This is a genomic window from Crossiella sp. CA198, from assembly GCF_052078295.1.
Taxonomy (GTDB): domain Bacteria; phylum Actinomycetota; class Actinomycetes; order Mycobacteriales; family Pseudonocardiaceae; genus Crossiella.
Genome location: NZ_JBQJIM010000001.1, coordinates 498,158 through 514,548 on the forward strand (window position 1 = coordinate 498,158; position 16,391 = coordinate 514,548).

The 16,391-nt window shown below is 72.2% G+C and carries 11 protein-coding genes; 5 read left to right on the plus strand and 6 right to left on the minus strand.

Annotated elements, in window-relative coordinates:
* The first annotated feature begins 113 nt into the window (after nt 1–113).
* The 3 genes from ACTOWY_RS02410 to ACTOWY_RS02420 all read left to right on the plus strand — a co-directional run bounded on the left by ACTOWY_RS02410 (nt 114) and on the right by ACTOWY_RS02420 (nt 7,281).
* On the plus strand, nt 114–3,026 hold the full coding sequence (locus ACTOWY_RS02410; RefSeq protein ID WP_441307942.1) for an alpha/beta fold hydrolase: 2,913 nt from the start codon (nt 114–116) through the stop codon (nt 3,024–3,026).
* The gene (locus ACTOWY_RS02415) at nt 3,023–3,919 is read left to right on the plus strand and encodes an ABC transporter permease (protein ID WP_441307943.1); all 897 of its coding nucleotides are present in this window, start codon (nt 3,023–3,025) and stop codon (nt 3,917–3,919) included. Before ACTOWY_RS02410 ends, ACTOWY_RS02415 begins: the two co-directional genes overlap by 4 nt.
* A 215-nt stretch (nt 3,920–4,134) precedes the next feature.
* Nucleotides 4,135–7,281 (plus strand): BTAD domain-containing putative transcriptional regulator, encoded by a 3,147-nt coding sequence (locus ACTOWY_RS02420; RefSeq protein WP_441307944.1) that lies wholly within the window; start codon nt 4,135–4,137, stop codon nt 7,279–7,281.
* Nucleotides 7,282–7,761: 480 nt separating this feature from the next.
* On the opposite strand, the gene ACTOWY_RS02425 is transcribed toward ACTOWY_RS02420, so the two are convergent.
* The 4 genes from ACTOWY_RS02425 to ACTOWY_RS02440 all read right to left on the minus strand — a co-directional run bounded on the left by ACTOWY_RS02425 (nt 7,762) and on the right by ACTOWY_RS02440 (nt 12,890).
* Nucleotides 7,762–8,310 (minus strand): hypothetical protein, encoded by a 549-nt coding sequence (locus tag ACTOWY_RS02425; RefSeq protein ID WP_441307945.1) that lies wholly within the window; start codon nt 8,308–8,310, stop codon nt 7,762–7,764.
* Nucleotides 8,307–10,448, minus strand: a complete 2,142-nt coding sequence (gene uvrB / locus ACTOWY_RS02430; RefSeq protein ID WP_441307946.1) for an excinuclease ABC subunit UvrB — start codon at nt 10,446–10,448, stop codon at nt 8,307–8,309. The genes ACTOWY_RS02425 and uvrB overlap by 4 nt, the downstream gene beginning before the upstream one ends.
* Nucleotides 10,449–10,547: 99 nt before the next feature.
* On the minus strand, nt 10,548–11,696 hold the full coding sequence (locus tag ACTOWY_RS02435) for a DUF5685 family protein (RefSeq protein ID WP_441307947.1): 1,149 nt from the start codon (nt 11,694–11,696) through the stop codon (nt 10,548–10,550).
* 18 nt (nt 11,697–11,714) lie between these two features.
* Complete coding sequence (locus ACTOWY_RS02440; RefSeq protein WP_441307948.1) at nt 11,715–12,890, minus strand: DUF5685 family protein; 1,176 nt, start codon at nt 12,888–12,890, stop codon at nt 11,715–11,717.
* A gap of 194 nt (nt 12,891–13,084) precedes the next feature.
* On the opposite strand from ACTOWY_RS02440, the gene ACTOWY_RS02445 reads away from it, so the two are divergent.
* A complete protein-coding gene (locus tag ACTOWY_RS02445) occupies nt 13,085–13,621 on the plus strand; it encodes a DUF402 domain-containing protein (protein ID WP_441307949.1) in 537 nt (178 codons plus the stop codon).
* A 416-nt stretch (nt 13,622–14,037) separates the two neighbouring features.
* Nucleotides 14,038–14,292, plus strand: coding sequence for a hypothetical protein (locus ACTOWY_RS02450; RefSeq protein WP_441307950.1), 255 nt, complete (start codon nt 14,038–14,040; stop codon nt 14,290–14,292).
* A gap of 1 nt (nt 14,293) precedes the next feature.
* Here ACTOWY_RS02450 and coaE read toward each other — a convergent pair whose 3' ends face one another.
* Complete coding sequence (gene coaE, locus ACTOWY_RS02455; RefSeq protein WP_441307951.1) at nt 14,294–15,490, minus strand: dephospho-CoA kinase; 1,197 nt, start codon at nt 15,488–15,490, stop codon at nt 14,294–14,296.
* A 19-nt stretch (nt 15,491–15,509) separates the two neighbouring features.
* The gene (locus ACTOWY_RS02460) at nt 15,510–16,154 is read right to left on the minus strand and encodes a hypothetical protein (RefSeq protein WP_441307952.1); all 645 of its coding nucleotides are present in this window, start codon (nt 16,152–16,154) and stop codon (nt 15,510–15,512) included.
* Nucleotides 16,155–16,391 lie beyond the last annotated feature (237 nt).

The following is a 16,391-nucleotide window of genomic DNA, read 5'->3' on the forward strand; positions in this document are numbered from 1 at the left end:
ACTTCTGCCCTGCGTGAAACCCACAGTTCTCCGGCTTCCCGCTGGACACCGGATCTATACCGATTCGGCTCGGCCACACACTCCCGTCACCATCGTTGGCATAACTTGGCGAGGTGTCCCGGCCCTCCCGTGCCCGCAGGAAATGGTCCCTGCTCGCCATCGTCGCCCTGCTGCTGATCGCCGCGGGTGGCTTCTGGTGGTCGCAGCGTGACGAGGTCAAACCCGCCGTCAGCCAACGCGAGCTGAAGCTCGACGTGGTGGACGGCCCGCGCAAGGACGAGCCAGTGCAGCTCGACGCCACGCTCTACCTGCCCGAGCGCACCCCGGCCCCGTCGGTGATCGTCGCGCACGGCTTCGGCGGCAACAAGAACAGCGTCGCGCAGGAGTCGCGGGAGCTGGCCGAGCGCGGGTTCGTGGTGCTGGCCTACTCCGCGCGCGGCTTCGGCGCCTCCACCGGCCAGATCGCGCTGAACGCGCCCGAGTACGAGGTCGAGGACGCCAAACAGCTCGTCGACTGGCTCTCCCGGCAGCCCGAGGTGCTCAAGGACGCCGACAACGACCCCAAGGTCGGGGTCACCGGCGGCTCCTACGGCGGCGCGCTGGCGCTGATGCTGGCCGGGTACGACCGCCGCGTGGACGCGATCGCGCCGGTGATCACCTGGAACGACCTCACCCAGGCCCTGCTGCCCAACGCCGCCGCCACCTCGCCGCTGAGCGCGACCACGCCCGCCGCGGGCGCCTTCGGCGCGGACGGGGTGTTCAAGCGCACCTGGGCCGGCCTGTTCTTCTCCGCCGGACTCGGCCCGGCCTCGGTGGCCGGTGGCGAACCCCGCGGCGAGGCACCCGAACCCGGCACCAGCACCAGCACCCAGCCCGAACCGCTGCCCGGCGGCGCCACCGAGCCCGGCAACCAGGGCGGCGGCCAGCAGGGCGCGGGCGGTCAGGGCGGCCGCGCGGCGGGCGGACCGGAGCTGACCTGCGGCCGGTTCCGGCCCGAGGTGTGCGCGGCCTACCGCGAGGCGGCCACCACCGGCCGCGCCTCCCAGGCCACCGTGGACCTGCTGCAACGCTCCTCCCCGGCCAGCGTCACCAACCGGATCACCGTGCCGTCGATGATCGTCCAGGGCGAGGCGGACACCCTGTTCGGCCTGGACCAGGCCGATGCCAACGCCCGCCAGATCGCCGCGGCCGGTGGCAAGGTCAAAACAGTCTGGTACGCCGGAGGCCACGACGGCGGCGCGCCCGGACCGGCCCTGCGCGCCGAGATCGGGCAGTGGTTCGACTTCCACCTGGCCAACCGCGGCAGCGACCCCGGCACCGAGTTCGAGTACGCGGTGCAGGGCTCCTTCCGGCGCACCGGCGCACCGGCGGTGCGCACCGTGTCCGCCTCGAACTACCCCGGTCTGGCCGGAGAGCGCAACACACCCACCGAGCAGCGCAAACTCGGTCTGAACGGCCCGGACCAGCCCGTGCTCAACCCGGCGGGCGGCAACCCGGCGGCGCTGAGCGCGGTGCCAGGACTCAGCGGCCGGGTCGGCGGCGGCAGCGGCTCCTCCGCGCTGGCCACCGGACTCGCGGTGGACATCCCAGGCCAGTTCGCCGCCTTCGGCACCGCCGCGATGACCGAACAGGTGCTGATCGCGGGCGCGCCGCAGGTACGGCTCAAGATCAGCGGCCTGCCAGGACAGCCCAACCCTGGCGAGGCGGTGCTCTTCGTCAAGCTCTACGAGGTCGCCAAGGAAGGCCAGCGGACCCTGGCCGGTGGCGCGGTCGCCCCGATCCGGGTCAAGGACCTGCCCCAGGACGGCAGCCCGGTGGAGGTCACCGTGACCCTGCCCGGCGTGGTCCGGCCGATCGCCGAGGGCAACAAGCTGATGGTCGTCGCGGCCACCACCGACCAGGCGTACGCGCCCAGCGTCGAACCCGCCGTGTACCGGATCGGGCTGGCCGGGGACAACGCCCTCGCCGTGCCGGTGGTGCCCGGTCAGCGCTCGGCCAGCGTGGTCCCCTGGGGCACCCTGGCCGGGATCGGCGGCGTGCTGCTGGTCGCGCTGATCGCCACCGTGATCGGCGCGATCCGCCGCCGCCGGGCCGACGACATCGACCCTGACCTGCTGGACACCCCGCTGGACATCCGCGACCTCACCAAGTCCTACCCCGGCAAACTGACCGCGGTGGACGGACTGTCCTTCCAGGTCAAACGCGGACAGGTGCTCGGCCTGCTCGGGCCCAACGGCGCGGGCAAGACCACCACGCTGCGGATGCTGATGGGCCTGGTGCAGCCCACCGAAGGCGAGATCAGGGTGTTCGGGCACCTGGTGCACTCCGGCGCGCCGGTGCTCTCCCGCACCGGATCGTTCGTGGAGGGCTCCGGCTTCCTGCCGCACCTGTCCGGCACCGCCAACCTGCACCTCTACTGGGCCGCCACCGGCCGCCCCCTGGAAGAGGCCAGGTTCGAGGACGCGCTGCAGATCGCCGGCCTGGGCACCGCGGTGCGGCGCAAGGTCGGCACCTACAGCCAGGGCATGCGGCAACGGCTGGCCATCGCCCAGGCCATGCTCGGCCTGCCCGACCTGCTGGTGCTCGACGAACCCGCCAACGGCCTCGATCCGCCGCAGATCCACCACATGCGCGATGTGCTGCGCCGCTACGCCGAGACCGGCCGCACCGTGGTCGTCTCCAGCCACCTGCTCGCCGAGGTCGAACAGACCTGCTCGCACGTGGTCGTCATGCACCGCGGCAGGCTGGTCGCCGAAGGTGAGGTGGCCGAGATCGTGGCCGGCGGCGGCGAGGTCAGCTTCCGGGTGGACAACCCGGAGGAGGCCGTGGTCGCGCTCAAGGCGGTGGACGGCATCGGCGAGGTCAGCGCCGACGGCGCCACCGTGCACGCCGACCTCGGCGCGCTGCCGCGGTCGGTCGCGGTGAACGCGTTGGTGTACGCCGGGGTCGCGGTCGAACAGGTCGGGCCGCGGCGACGGCTGGAGGACGCGTTCCTCCAGCTCGTGGGAGAGGAAACCGTGCAGTGAGCGAGGAAACCACGGCCGTGACGCACCCGCTGACCGACCGCAAGATCGCCGCGGACGGCTCCATCGAGGGCTACCGCGCCTCCCGCACGCTGCCGATCCGGGTGGAACTGGCCCGGCAGCTGCGGCGCAAGCGCACCCAGGTCACCCTGGGGCTGCTCGCGGTGCTGCCGATCGTGCTGCTGATCGCCTTCGAGCTGGGCGCCAGCCAGAACGCGCGCCGCTCCGGCGGCCTGGTCGACCTGGCCACCGCCAGCGGGCAGAACTTCGTCATGTTCGCGCTGTTCGCCTCCGCCAGCTTCCTGCTGGTGGTCGTGGTCGCGCTGTTCTTCGGCGACACCGTGGCCAGCGAGGCATCCTGGTCCAGCCTGAAATACCTGCTGGCCATCCCGGTGCCCCGCGGCAGGTTGTTGCGGCAGAAGGCGATCGTGTCCGGCATCCTGGCCGTGGCCGGGCTGATCGTGCTGCCCGGCATGGCGCTGATCGTCGGGCTGATCTTCTACGGCGGCGGCGACATGGTCACGCCCACCGGCGAGTCGGTGGCGCTGTCCGACGGGCTCACCGCGCTCGCGCTGGCCATGGTGTACCTGATGATCCACCTGTTCTGGGTGGCCGGACTCGCGCTGTACCTGTCGGTGTCCACCGACGCCCCGCTGTCCGCGGTCGGCGGGGCCGCGCTGGTCTCCATCGTCTCCCAGATCCTGGACCAGATCACCGACCTGGGCAGCCTGCGCAACTACCTGCCCACGCACTACTCCTTCGCCTGGTCCGACCTGCTCAGCACCGACATCGACTGGACCGGCATGGCCAGCGGGGTGCTCTCCGCGCTGGTCTACGGCACGGTGTTCCTGCTGCTGGCCGCCCGCCGGTTCGCCACCAAGGACATCACCAGCTGACACGCGGAATCGGCGGGTGGAGGCCCCTCCGCCCGCCGATTCGCCGTTGCCCGGCATCGGAGATCTTGTGCAACACCCCCGGTCGCGACGCCCACACGCCTAGGCTGGTTCGGCTGAGGCGCTGACCCGCGGCCGGGTGAACGCCGTGCCGAACCAAGAACAGGATGTCCGCGACCGGTCCAGCGCCGGTCCAGCGGAGTCCACCGGGGGGCTGGATGCTGCTGCTCGTGCTCGGTCCGCTGGCGGCGCGAGGACCGGATCAGGAACTGGTGCACCTGCCCGCGCGCAAGCAGCGGCTGGTGCTGGCCACCCTCGCCCTGCACGCCGGGACCACCGTGTCGGTGGAGAAACTGGTGCACGCGGTCTGGGGCGAGACGCCCCCGCGCTCGGCGCCGGGCAACCTCAAGACCTACGTCTGGGAGCTGCGCCGTCAGCTGCACCCCGACCTGCGCATCGCCAGCCAGCCCGGCGGCTACCGGCTGGACCTGCCGGCCGACGCGCTCGACCTGGACGTGCTCGGCCAGCGGCTCGACGCCGCCAGCACCGCGCTGCACTCGGGGAACCCGGAGATCGCGCTACGACTGACCGGTGAGGCGCTCGAACTGTGGCGCGGCCAGCCGTTCGAGGAACTCGACACCGACCTGGCCCGCGCCGCCGCCACCGCCGCACTGGAGACGCGCTGGCAGGTGCAGGACGTGCGGGTGGAGGCGTTGCTGGCCACCGGCGCGCACGAGAGCGCCACCGCGGTGCTGCGCGGGCTGATCGGCGAGGACCCGCTGCGGGAGAAGCTGTGGGCGCGGCTGCTGCTCGCGCTGTACCGCTCCGGGCGGCAGGCCGAAGCGCTGTCCGCCTACCGGCAGGCCCGGACCGTGGTGCGGGCCGAGCTGGGCATCGAACCCGGCCTGGAGCTGCGCGAACTGCACCAGCGCATCCTCACCGGCGACCCCGGCCTGCTGCTGCCCGAAGCCGAACCACCCGGCCCCGAACTGGTGGTGCCGCGGCAACTCCCGCCGGCCACCGGGAGTTTCACCGGGCGGGAGACCGCGCTGGCCTGGCTGGACCAGCTGCTCGCCGACCCGGAACAGACCACCGTGCTGGGCACGGTCACCGGCAGCGCGGGCGTCGGCAAAACCACGCTGGTGGTGAACTGGGCGCACCAGGTGCGGGATCGGTTCCCGGACGGGCAGCTCTACGTCAACCTGCGCGGCTACGCCGAAGGCCCGTCGCTGGGCCCGACCGAGGCCCTCGCGAGGTTCCTGCGCGCGCTGGGCGTGCGGGCCGAACGGGTGCCAGCCGACCTGGACGAGCAGGCCGGGCTGTTCCGCTCGCTGCTGGCCGAACGCCGGGTGCTGATCATCCTGGACAACGCCAGCAGCGTGGCCCAGGTCCGCCCGCTGCTGCCGGCCACGCCGGGCTGCGCGGTGGTGGTGACCAGCCGGGACGCGCTGCGCGGGCTGGCCGCCTTCGACGACGCGCACACCCTGACGCTGAGCGTGCTGCCCGCCGCCGAATCGGTGCGGCTGCTCTCCCGGATCATCGGCCCGGCCCGCGCCGCGGCCGATCCGGCGGCCACCGCCGAACTGGCCCAGCGCTGCGCGCACCTGCCGCTGGCGCTGCGGATCGCCGCGGCTGACCTGGCGGTGCACCCGGAACAGCAGGTGGCCGGGTTCGTGGCCGAGCTGGGCGCGGACGGGCTGATGGGCAGGCTGACCGTGCACGGCGACGAACAGGCCGCCGTGCGCACCACCTTCGGGCTGTCCTACCGCGCGCTCAAACCGGAGACCGCGCACGTGTTCGCCTGCTTCGGCCTGATGACCGGCGACGACCTCACCACGCCCGCACTGGCGGCGCTGGCCGGGATCGGCGAGTCGCAAGCCCGGCAACGGCTGGCCGAGTTGCGCACGGCCAGCCTGGTCGAGCAGTCCGGGCCCGGCCGGTACCGGTGTCACGACCTGCTGCGGCAGTACGCGCGGGAGCGGATCGAGGCCGAACTGGACCAGGAGCAGCGGGACCGGGCCGTGCGCGGCCTGATCGGCTGGTACCTGCGGCACGCCGGCGCCGCGGTCGACCTGCTCGGACCGGGCCTGGCCCAGCTGGTGGGCACCGCGCGCTGGGTGGAGGAGAGCGGCGAGCCGCCCGCGATCGCCAGCACCGAGGAGGCGATGGCCTGGCTGGATGACGAACGCGCCAACCTGATCGCCGCCATCCACCACGCCGCCGAACACGGCCCGCATGACGGCGCCTGGCTGCTCGCCGACGCCCTGCGTGGCTGCGCCATGACCTTCCGCGGCCTGCTGCCCGGCTGGATCGGCGCGGTCACCGCCGCCCTGGCCGCCGCGACCGCCGAACGCAACCCCCTCGCCGAGGCCGTGCTGCACGACATCTTCGGCGAAACCTATTGGAGCCTGGGCGAAGCCGCGCGAGCCGAGGAACACGCCCAGGCCGCCCTCACCGGCTACCGGGCCCTGGGCATGGTCGGCTCCGAGGCCAGCGTGCGGCACGTCCTGGGCCTGCTGCGCTGGGACCGCGGCGAGTTGGACGAGGCCGAGGAGCACCACACCAGGGCGCTGCGCGTGTTCGAGGAGATCGACGACCTGGCCAACCAGGCCCTGGTCCTGTCCGGACTCACCGGCGTCGCCTACGCCCGCGGCGACCTGGAAACCTGCCTGGAGCTGGCCACCCGCACGGTGGACCTCGGCCGCGCCGCCAGGTCCCCGCTGGCCGAGTCCTTCGGCATGATCGAACTCGGCTGCGCCCTGCACGAACTCGGCCGGTACGAGGAGGCGCAGGCCGCCAACACCGAGGCCCGCGACTTCGGCGCCCGGTTCCAGATGGCCTACGTGGAGTGCATGGCCCTGCGCGGCCTGGCCCAGCAACGCAACGTCCATCAGGACCACCAGGGCGCCCTGCGGCTGAGCCTGCTGGGCCACCAGGTGGCAGGCGAGGCCGGCCTGGGCGTGATCTCGATGGAACTGCTCAACTCCGCAGCCCAGGCCCTCCGCCTGCTCCACCGCCACCAGGAAGCCGCCGAACAGGGCGAACGCGCCCTGACCATGCTCCGCGCCGCCCACTTCCGCTTCGGCGAGGTCACCGTCAGCACCGAACTCGCCCTCACCCGCCTCGCCCTTGGCGAGCACTCCCGGGCGGAGGAACTCGCCGAGCACGCGCTGCTGGTGGCCCGGCGGCACGGGTTCGGGCTGTTGGCGGGGTGGGCGTGGCAGGCGGTGGCGCTGGTGCGGCGGGCACGGGGAGTGGTGGTGGGGGCGCGGGAGGCGGCGGGGGCGGCGCTGGCGGTGTTCGAGGAGCGCGGGCATCCGCTGGGGATCCGGGAGGCCACGGAGTTGATCGCGGAACTGAGGTAGCGCCCGCGGGTCGGGTGCGCTGGACGGGCCTGGTCGGGCCCGCTGGTCGGGCAGGCGGGCTTGTCGATCCCGGGCGGTCGGGCGGTCGGGCGGGCTGGATGATCGGGCAGGCGGGCCGGTCGGTCGAGCCAGACGGGCGGGCGCGCTTGTCGGGCGGGCTCGCCGCACGGTCGGGCTCGCCGGGCGCGCCGGCTGGGCATGCCGGACGGTCAAGCTCGTCGTGCGGGACGGCGGCCGACCACGCGGGGTAGTCGCCCAGTGGGTGGCCGCCCGCTCGGCGCGCTGCCTGGGCCGAGCGAACCGCCGCGGGCCTCCCGACTCCCGGGCCGTGCCGCCCGCGCCGCAGCGCGATGCGCGAGCCGACCGCCCCGTGGCGTGGCCTGCCAATCGCCCCATGGCGTGGCACGCGGGCCGGACCGGCCCTCGGCGGGCCGACTGTCCCGGGTGAGCGCCTTGGTGATCGGTCCGGTTTTCCCTGTGCTACCAGGCGATGGTGTCCAGGAATTCCTCCACTGTGGTGACCACCTGGCCCAGTACCGCGGCCGAGCCGGCCAGCGGGCCTGGCACGTACATGCCGTGGTCGGCGCCCTCGACCTCCAGCACGTGCGGGGTGAGGCGCCGGGCCAGGTCACCGTCCCACCAGCGGTCCCTGGTGCCCCCGATGAGCAGGAACGGGGCGGTGGCGCGAGCCAGCGCGGTGCGCACCTCGGGATCGGTGAGCAGCGGCGTGTGCCAGATCGCGGGCCAGCCGCGGTCGGCGACCAGGCTCGCGGTGTGGGTGCCCAGGGACTTGGCGGTGACCAGCACGCTGCCGCCGTGGGCCGCCGCGTCCGCGAGCACCTGCCCGGTCCGGCCGAGCACGAACTCCGCCCTGGCGGCCGAGCCGAGCGTGATCGAGTCGTCCGGGGCCCACTCGACCACGCTGAGCTGGGCGCCTCGTGCTTCCGCCGCGTCACCGGTGAACCTGAGCAGCGGGGCGTACGGGCCGAAGGAACTGCCAGGGACGACCACCACGTGGCGCCCGGTCACTGGACTCCGGCGGCGTCCATGCCGCGCAACTCTTTCTTCAGGTCGGCGATCTCGTCGCGGAGGCGGCCGGCCAGCTCGAACTGGAGTTCCCTCGCCGCGTTCATCATCTGGTCGGTCAGCTGCTGGATCAGGTCGGCCAGCTCGGCCCTGGGCATGCCCTTGACGTCCCGGTCGACCAGCACGCCGCTGGTGCCGCGGCCGCCGGAGGACCTCTTGCCGCGGCTGGCGTTGCGGCCGGAGCCGCCGATCTCCACCGTCTCGGTGTCCTCGGCCTCGGCGTAGACCACGTCCAGGATGTCGGCGATCTTCTTGCGCAGTGGCTGCGGGTCGATGCCGGCCGCGGTGTTGTAGGCGGTCTGCTTCTCCCGGCGGCGGTTGGTCTCGTCGATGGCGTGCCGCATCGAGTCGGTGATCCGGTCCGCGTACATGTGCACCTGGCCGGAGACGTTGCGCGCCGCGCGGCCGATGGTCTGGATCAGGCTGGTGCCGCTGCGCAGGAAGCCTTCCTTGTCCGCGTCCAGGATCGCGACCAGGGACACCTCGGGCAGGTCCAGGCCCTCGCGCAGCAGGTTGATGCCGATCAGCACGTCGAACTCGCCCAGCCGCAGCTGCCGGAGCAGTTCGACCCTGCGCAGCGTGTCCACCTCGGAGTGCAGGTAGCGCACCCGGATGCCCAGTTCGAGGAGGTAGTCGGTGAGGTCCTCGGACATCTTCTTGGTCAGCGTGGTGACCAGCACCCGCTCGTTGCGTTCGGCGCGCAGCCGGATCTCGTGCACCAGGTCGTCGATCTGGCCCTCGGTGGGCTTGACGATGACCTCCGGGTCGATCAGGCCGGTGGGCCGGATGACCTGTTCGACGAACTCGCCCCGCGCCTGTCCCATCTCGTACGGGCCCGGGGTGGCCGAGAGGTACACCGTCTGGCCGATCCGGTCGCAGAACTCCTCCCAGTTCAGCGGCCGGTTGTCCAGTGCGCTGGGCAGCCGGAAGCCGTGCTCGACCAGGGTCCGCTTGCGCGAGGCGTCGCCCTCGAACATGCCGCCGACCTGCGGCACCGTCACGTGCGACTCGTCGATGACCAGGAGGAAGTCCTCCGGGAAGTAGTCGATCAGGGTGGCGGGCGCGGATCCGGCAGGCCGGTCGTCGATGTGCCGGGAGTAGTTCTCGATGCCGGAGCAGAAGCCGACCTGGCGCATCATCTCGATGTCGTAGGCGGTGCGCATCCGCAGCCGCTGCGCCTCCAGCAGCTTGTTCTGCTTCTCCATGCTGGCCAGCTGGCCGGCGAGTTCGGCCTCGATGTCCCGGATCGCCCGCTCCATCCGCTCCGGTCCGGCGGTGTAGTGGGTGGCCGGGAAGACCCGCAGCTCGTCGACCTCGCGCACGATCTGGCCGGTGAGCGGGTGCAGGTAGTACAGCTTGTCGATCTCGTCGCCGAAGAACTCGATCCGGATGGCCAGTTCCTCATAGGCCGGGATCACCTCGACGGTGTCCCCGCGCACCCGGAAGGTGCCGCGGGCGAAAGCGACGTCGTTGCGGGTGTACTGCACGTCCACCAGCGCGCGCAGCAGCTGGTCGCGGACGACCTCGTCGCCCACCTTGAGCTGGACGGAGCGGTCCAGGTACTCCTGCGGTGTGCCGAGGCCGTAGATGCAGGACACCGAGGCGACCACGATGACGTCCCGCCGGGTCAGCAGGCTCATCGTGGCGGAGTGCCGGAGCCGCTCGACCTCGTCGTTGGTCGAGGAGTCCTTCTCGATGTAGGTGTCGGTCTGCGGGACGTAGGCCTCGGGCTGGTAGTAGTCGTAGTAGCTGACGAAGTACTCGACCGCGTTGTCCGGGAAGAACTCGCGCAGCTCGTTGGCCAGCTGGGCGGCCAGGGTCTTGTTCGGCGCGAGCACCAAGGTGGGCCGCTGCAACCGTTCGACCAGCCAGCCGGTGGTGGCCGACTTGCCGGTGCCGGTGGCGCCGAGCAGCACCACATGCTCCTCACCCGCCCTGATCCGCCGTTCCAGCTCCTCGATGGCCGCGGGCTGGTCGCCTGCGGGCTGGTAGTCGGCGGCCATGCGGAATCGGCCGTCGGCGCGGGCGATGTCGCCGACGGGACGGAACTGCGAGTGCGCGATCACGGGTGCTTCAGCCACGTCTGCGACTGTAGGCGCAGGGACCGACAGTCTGCGATCCCGGGCGCGCGGGGCTGTGGATAACTCGCGGCTGGGGTCGCCCTGTGGATAACCCGGGGGTCAGCAGGAGCAGTCGCAGCCGCAACTGTCGCAGCAGCCGCCCTCGCGGCAGCCACAGCAGCAACCCTGCTCGCACCCGTTGCAGCCACAGTCTCCGCAGCACTCGTTGCGGTGGCACCAGCCTTCCTTGCGTTCGCCGGTCCACGGGTCGTGGTACTCCGAGGCGCAGCAGGTCTGGCAGGTGAACAAGGACAGCGCGGCCACCCCGCAGCCCAGGATCAGCCCGCGCTGCTTGCCCTTGGTCTCCGGCGCCTCGTGCTTGTTCGGCGAGCCGGGCCGCTCCGGGGCCTGCGGATCGGCCTGGGCGAAGATCCGCCGCACCGCCTGCTCCAGCTCGTGCGCGAGCAGCGCGTGCACCAGCCGTTGATCGGTGAGGTCGGCCTCCTTGAGCGCGAGGCGCACGCCCAGCACGGCGTCGTCGCAGAGCCGCCGCGCCTCGGCCAGGCCGACGCCGGTGGCCAGCAGCGGGTTCCAGGCGCCGTTGGCCCGGTCCTGCTCCAGGTCCTCCACCGCGTCCAGCAGGTGCACGATGCGCCCGAACAGGCGACCGGCCTCGCCCAGCGGCCGCATGTTGTGCGGCCTGCCCGCGATCACCGCGGTGTGCGCGAAGGCGGCGCCGGTGGCGGTCTCGGTCGGCTCGGTCACCGCGAGCACCGAGCTGCCCAGTCCGGCCGCGGCCTCCAGCTCGGGCTGGCGGTGCACCGCGTCGAGCAGCACCGCGGTGTCGAAGCCCAGGTCAGCGCCGGTGCGCCCGGCCCGCTGGGCCCAGCGGGCGGTGAGGGTGCGGGCCACCCCGGCCACCGGGCGGGCGGCGAAGATCCCGTCCCGGTCGGCCACGTGGTCGGAGATCTTGGCCGAGGCCAGGACCAGGGAGACCACCGCGGCCAGCCGGGCGCCCTCCCCGTTGGCGATCTCGGCGCCGCGCATGCCGCGCAGCGGGCACGGACCGGCCTTGCGCCGCGCCTTGGCCCCGCTCTGCTGGGCCTCCACCAGCGCGGAGATGACCAGGCCGTCGTAGTTGGTGGCCGTGCGCGCCACCTGCCCGTGGTCGTCGCGCAACGCCAGGCACAGCCCGCACAGGTGCGCCCACCAGGCCGCGCGCAGTGATTCGTCCAATCGATGCCGGCAGGGCCGGATGATCCCGAACATGTGGTCAGTCCCCCTTTTTCAACACTGACACTGACAACCCCCGCCGCAGTTGCCACAGCTGTCGCCGCAGTTCCCGCAGTTCGCGCACTGACTGCCGTCGCAGCAGCTCGAACACGACTTGCCGGTGCACCCGCAGGTCCACTTGTCGCAGTTACAGAGGTCCTTGCACTCGCAGCCGTCCGCGCAGCGCTGACAGCCGTCGGTGTTGCAGCGCAGTCCGCCGTCACAGCTGGACCGCAGGCAGGCCACGCAGCCACCGCAGGCGGCCAGGGCCAGGCCGGAGCAGCCGGTGATCCACGGCCAGCGGCGGCGTTTGCCCTGTTCCGGCGGGGCCTCGGCGGGCGGCATGGGCGGGATCGGGAACGGCTCGGTCGGCGGATCCTCCGGCTGCTGGGCGAAGATCCGTTCGACGGCGTGGTCCAGTTCGTGCGCGAGCAGCGCGTGCACCAGCCGCTCGTCGGCGAAATCGGCCTCGGTGAGCGCGAGCCGGACGCCGAGCACGGCGTCGTCGCAGAGCCGCCGGGCCTCGGCCAGGCCGGTGCCGGTGGCGGTCAGCGGGTTCCAGGCGCCGCTGTCCGCGTCCGCGCGCAGGTCCTCCACCGCGTCGAGCAGGTGCACGATGCGGCCGAACAGGCGGCCGGCCTCACTCAGCGGGGCGGCGTTGTGCGGGCGGCCGGCGAGCACCGCGGTGTGCGCGAAGGCGGCCGCGGTGGCGGTCTCGGTGGGTTCGGTGACGGTCAGCACCGGGCTGCCCGGTCCGGCGGCGGCCTCCAGGCCGGGCTGGCGGTCGATCGCGGCCAGCACCAGCGTGCTGTCGAACCCGACCACCTCGGCACTGGCGGTGCTCTGCCGGTGCCAGCGGGCGGCCAGCCTGCGGCCTGCGTGCGCGCCGGGGCGGGTGGCGAATGGGCCGTCCCGGTCGGTGACGTGGTCGGCGATCTTGGCCGAGGCCAGCAGCAGGGACACCGCGGCGGCCAGCCGGGCGCCCTCCCCCACCGCGACCTCGGCCGCGCGCATGCCGCGCAGCGGGCACGGACCGGCGTCCCTGCGGGCCCTGGAGCCGGTCTGCTGGGCCTCCACCAGTGCGGAGATGACCAGGCCGTCGTAGTTGGTGGCGGCGCGCGCGAGCTGCCCGTGCGCGTCCCGCAGGGCCAGGCAGAGTCCGCACAGGTGCGCCCACCAGGCGGTGCGCAAGGGTTCCGGCAGCCGGTGCCGGCAAGGTCTGATGATCCCGAACAAGCGTGTGCCCCCAGTGCCATGCCACCGGCCCACACCGGTGGCATGGCGGGATCCTAAGAGCGGTTGCCCAGTCAAGTTCACCGAATCGGGTAACAGGTTTGGTTCCGTCAGCGGAATCATCCGCAACCTGCTCTAGGCAGGATGGCGGCATGATGAGCGCAGCCGCCGAGAGCCCGCACATCCATCCGCCGAAGGTGGAGCTGTTCGACGTCGCCGCGATGACCAACACCGACCCCAAGGGGTTCGTGCGGCGGGTCGAGGAGTACCGGATCGAGCCGTTCGGCCTGTATCTGGCCCGGCCGGTGGTGGACCACCCGAAGATGACCTACCTGCAGAGCTGGTTGCTGCCCGAACTGGGGCTGCGGGTGTCGAACTGGAGCTTCCGGCCGGAGCAGTGCCGGGAGCACTACCTCTACCTGGACATCGTCGACGTCGAGCGCGGTCCCGGGGTGTGGCGCAGCGTGGACCACTACCTGGACATCGTGGTGTACCCGGGTCTGCGGCTGGAGGTGCTGGACACCGACGAACTGCTGGCGGCGGTCAACGCCGGTCTGATAAACACTCCAACGGCCGAACGGGCATTGCAGACAGTGCATCATGCGGTCGAGGGCATCACCCGATATGATTATTTGACCGAGAAGTGGCTGGCAACCGAAGGCATTTCCCTGACCTGGCGAACCGAATAGCCCATTAGTCGCCGTGCGTCAGCGCGGTCAACCGACGTTGGTCGCGTGTTGCACAGTCTCACTCGATCGATACCGGATCGCTCACCAGCTGTGATGTAACGAAACGACCCGGCTTGTCACCGCTCGCACCCCTCCCACTACTGTCTGGGGTTGTGGGCGCGGTCATCACTCCGCAGCTGGTCGACGTGGTCGACACGTTCACCGCGGTGCGCAGTTATTCGTCGGGAACAACCCGGGAACTCTCCGAGTGCCGGGTGGAACCGTGGGGTCTTCGAACGGAGTGCTGGACTCCGGAAGATCCATTCGCTGAGGCCGAGGTGACCTGGTTGCTGCCAGATCTCAGTCTCCGGTTGACTCATTACCGGCCGCGGTCCCGCCATGCGCGGACCGCCCCGAGTGTGCTGACCGCCGTACGCGTGCAACGGGATACCCGGGCGTGGCGCACGACGGATCTGCTGCTCGGGCTGGCGGTGCCGGGCGGGACCACCGCGCGCATTGTGCGCTCGGAGGAGTTCGCCGCCGCGGTCGCCGGTCAGGTGCTGCGCTCGGCCGATGCCGACCTGGCCTTGCGCGTGGTGCACCGCACCCTGGAGGAGATCAGCAGGCACCGGCACGACCTGGGCGCCTGGCTGACCTCCCGCGGGGTGTACGAGATCTGGCCGCCGCTGTAGCTCAGACCGGGGACCAGCCGGTGTCCTCGGCCCAGAGGTTGGCCCGCTCGAAGGCGGCGTCGAACCAGGGCTCCTTGGTCTCCGCGTACTCGGCGGCCGTCGGATCGTCCGCGAAGCGCTCGGCCAGCTCCCGCTTCATCGCCTCGTAGCCCGCGAGTTCGCCGGGCAGGGCACGCAGCCAGTCCCGGAACAGCAGGGCGAAACGCTGGTTGGGCATCCCGGCGACCCGGATGTGCAGGTTGGCCGCGCGGCCCGGGTCCGAACTGGCGTGCAGGCGCTTGAGCCAGCGGGTCATGTCAGGGTCGCTGGGCTTGGGGTTGTCCCGGTCGATCCAGGACAGCGGGGCGAATCCGGCCTCGGCCAGCGGGGTGGCCAGCGCGTCGGCGTCTTCCAGGGAACCGACGGTGAGCTGCAGGTCGATGATGTCCTTGGCGGCCAGTCCGGGCACCGAGGTGGAGCCGATGTGGTCCACCCGCAGCGCCCGCCCGGTCGCGGCCAGCCGGACCCGGTTGATCAGGCGCTCGGCGTCCGCTGGCCAGTCGGGCCGGTGGTCGGCGATACGGGCCGGGCCGCGGTCGGCACGGCGGTGCAGCCGGACGTTGGCCTCGAACGGGACCAGGCGGTCGGTCCAGAGCGCGTCGATCACCGGCAGGAGCAGGTCGGGCGGTCCGCTGTTGTCCAGCCACACATCGGCCACCGCCCGCCGCTGCTCGTCGGTGGCCTGGGCCGCGATCCGGGCGCGCGCGTCCTGCTCCGGCACGCCGCGGGAGCCGACCAGTCGGCGGACCCGCTCCTCGACCGGGGCGTCCACCACGATCACCAGGTGGAAGCCGGGCGCCAGGCCGTTCTCCACCAGCAGCGGCACGTCGTAGACGACGACCGCGTCGACCGGGGCCGCCTCGATCAGTTCGGCGGTCCGGGCGCCGACCCGGGGATGCACGATCGCGTTGAGCCGCAACCGGGCTGACTCATCCTGGAACACGATCCCGGCCAGCGCCGCCCGATCCAGCGACCCGTCCGCGGCGAGCACCCCGTCCCCGAATTCGGCGACCACCTCGGCGAGCCCGTCGGTCCCCGGCTCGACCACCTCCCGGGCGATCCGGTCCGCGTCGATGACCACCGCCCCATGCTCGGCGAGCCGAGCCGCCACCGTCGATTTGCCGGACCCCATGCCACCGGTCAGCCCAATACGCAACACGAGTAGGCAGTCTGCCAGGTCACCGCGGCGCCGCCGAGGCGGTTTTGGCCGCCAGCTCGGCCAACGCGGGCCCGGCCCGGTCATCGGCCACGACACCGGCGGCCAAGGTCAACGCGATGGTGCTGCGGCCGAGTGCGAACACCAGCACCCGCTGCTTCTCCCCCACAATCAACACCGCCTTGTCCGAGCCGACCTGGAGGTCATTGACGGCGGCGCCCTTGGCCCGCTCGGTCTCGACGGTCGCCCGGACCCGCTTCTGGGCGGCGGCCTCATCGGCGTAGGCGGCCAGGCCCAGTTCGAGCTGCGTGCCGGGGGTCTGGCCGGGCGGGGCGTCGCGGGGCGGGACGTCGGAGGGCGGGGCGTAGTAGCAGCCGAGGCGCCCGGTGCGGCCGATCTTGGGCTCAGGGACGCCGACGATGGAGCGGACGCCGGTGGCGCCTGGGGGTTTGCCGAGGGCGCGGTCGACTTCGGCGGCGGGCAGGACTTCCGCGCAGTCCTTGGCGAGGGGTTTGGGTGCGGCGAGGGTGCTGGGGGCGGGGCTGGTGGTTGAGGTGGGCAGGGGCGGGGCGGGGTTCTCCTTGGCGGGGTCGCTGCTGGAGCAGGCGGTCAGGGCGGCGAGGAGGAGGGTGGCGAGGGTGGCGGGGAGGACGAGAGCCCTGGTCATGGGGTCACGGTAGTGGTTGGCCACGTACGACTTCGGCCAACGCAACGTACGACTTGGGCCAACCCGGCGTACGACAACGGCCAACACGCGCGGAGGGGGTGAGGCTTCGCGCGTGTTGGCCGTTATGGACGGCGAGTTGGCCCAACTCGTACGCCACGTTGGCCGTTGTGGGACAGGGCGGGACGGGGCGGAGGGGTGAAACCCCCACGACGAGGGCCCTCGCGTGTTCTCCGTACG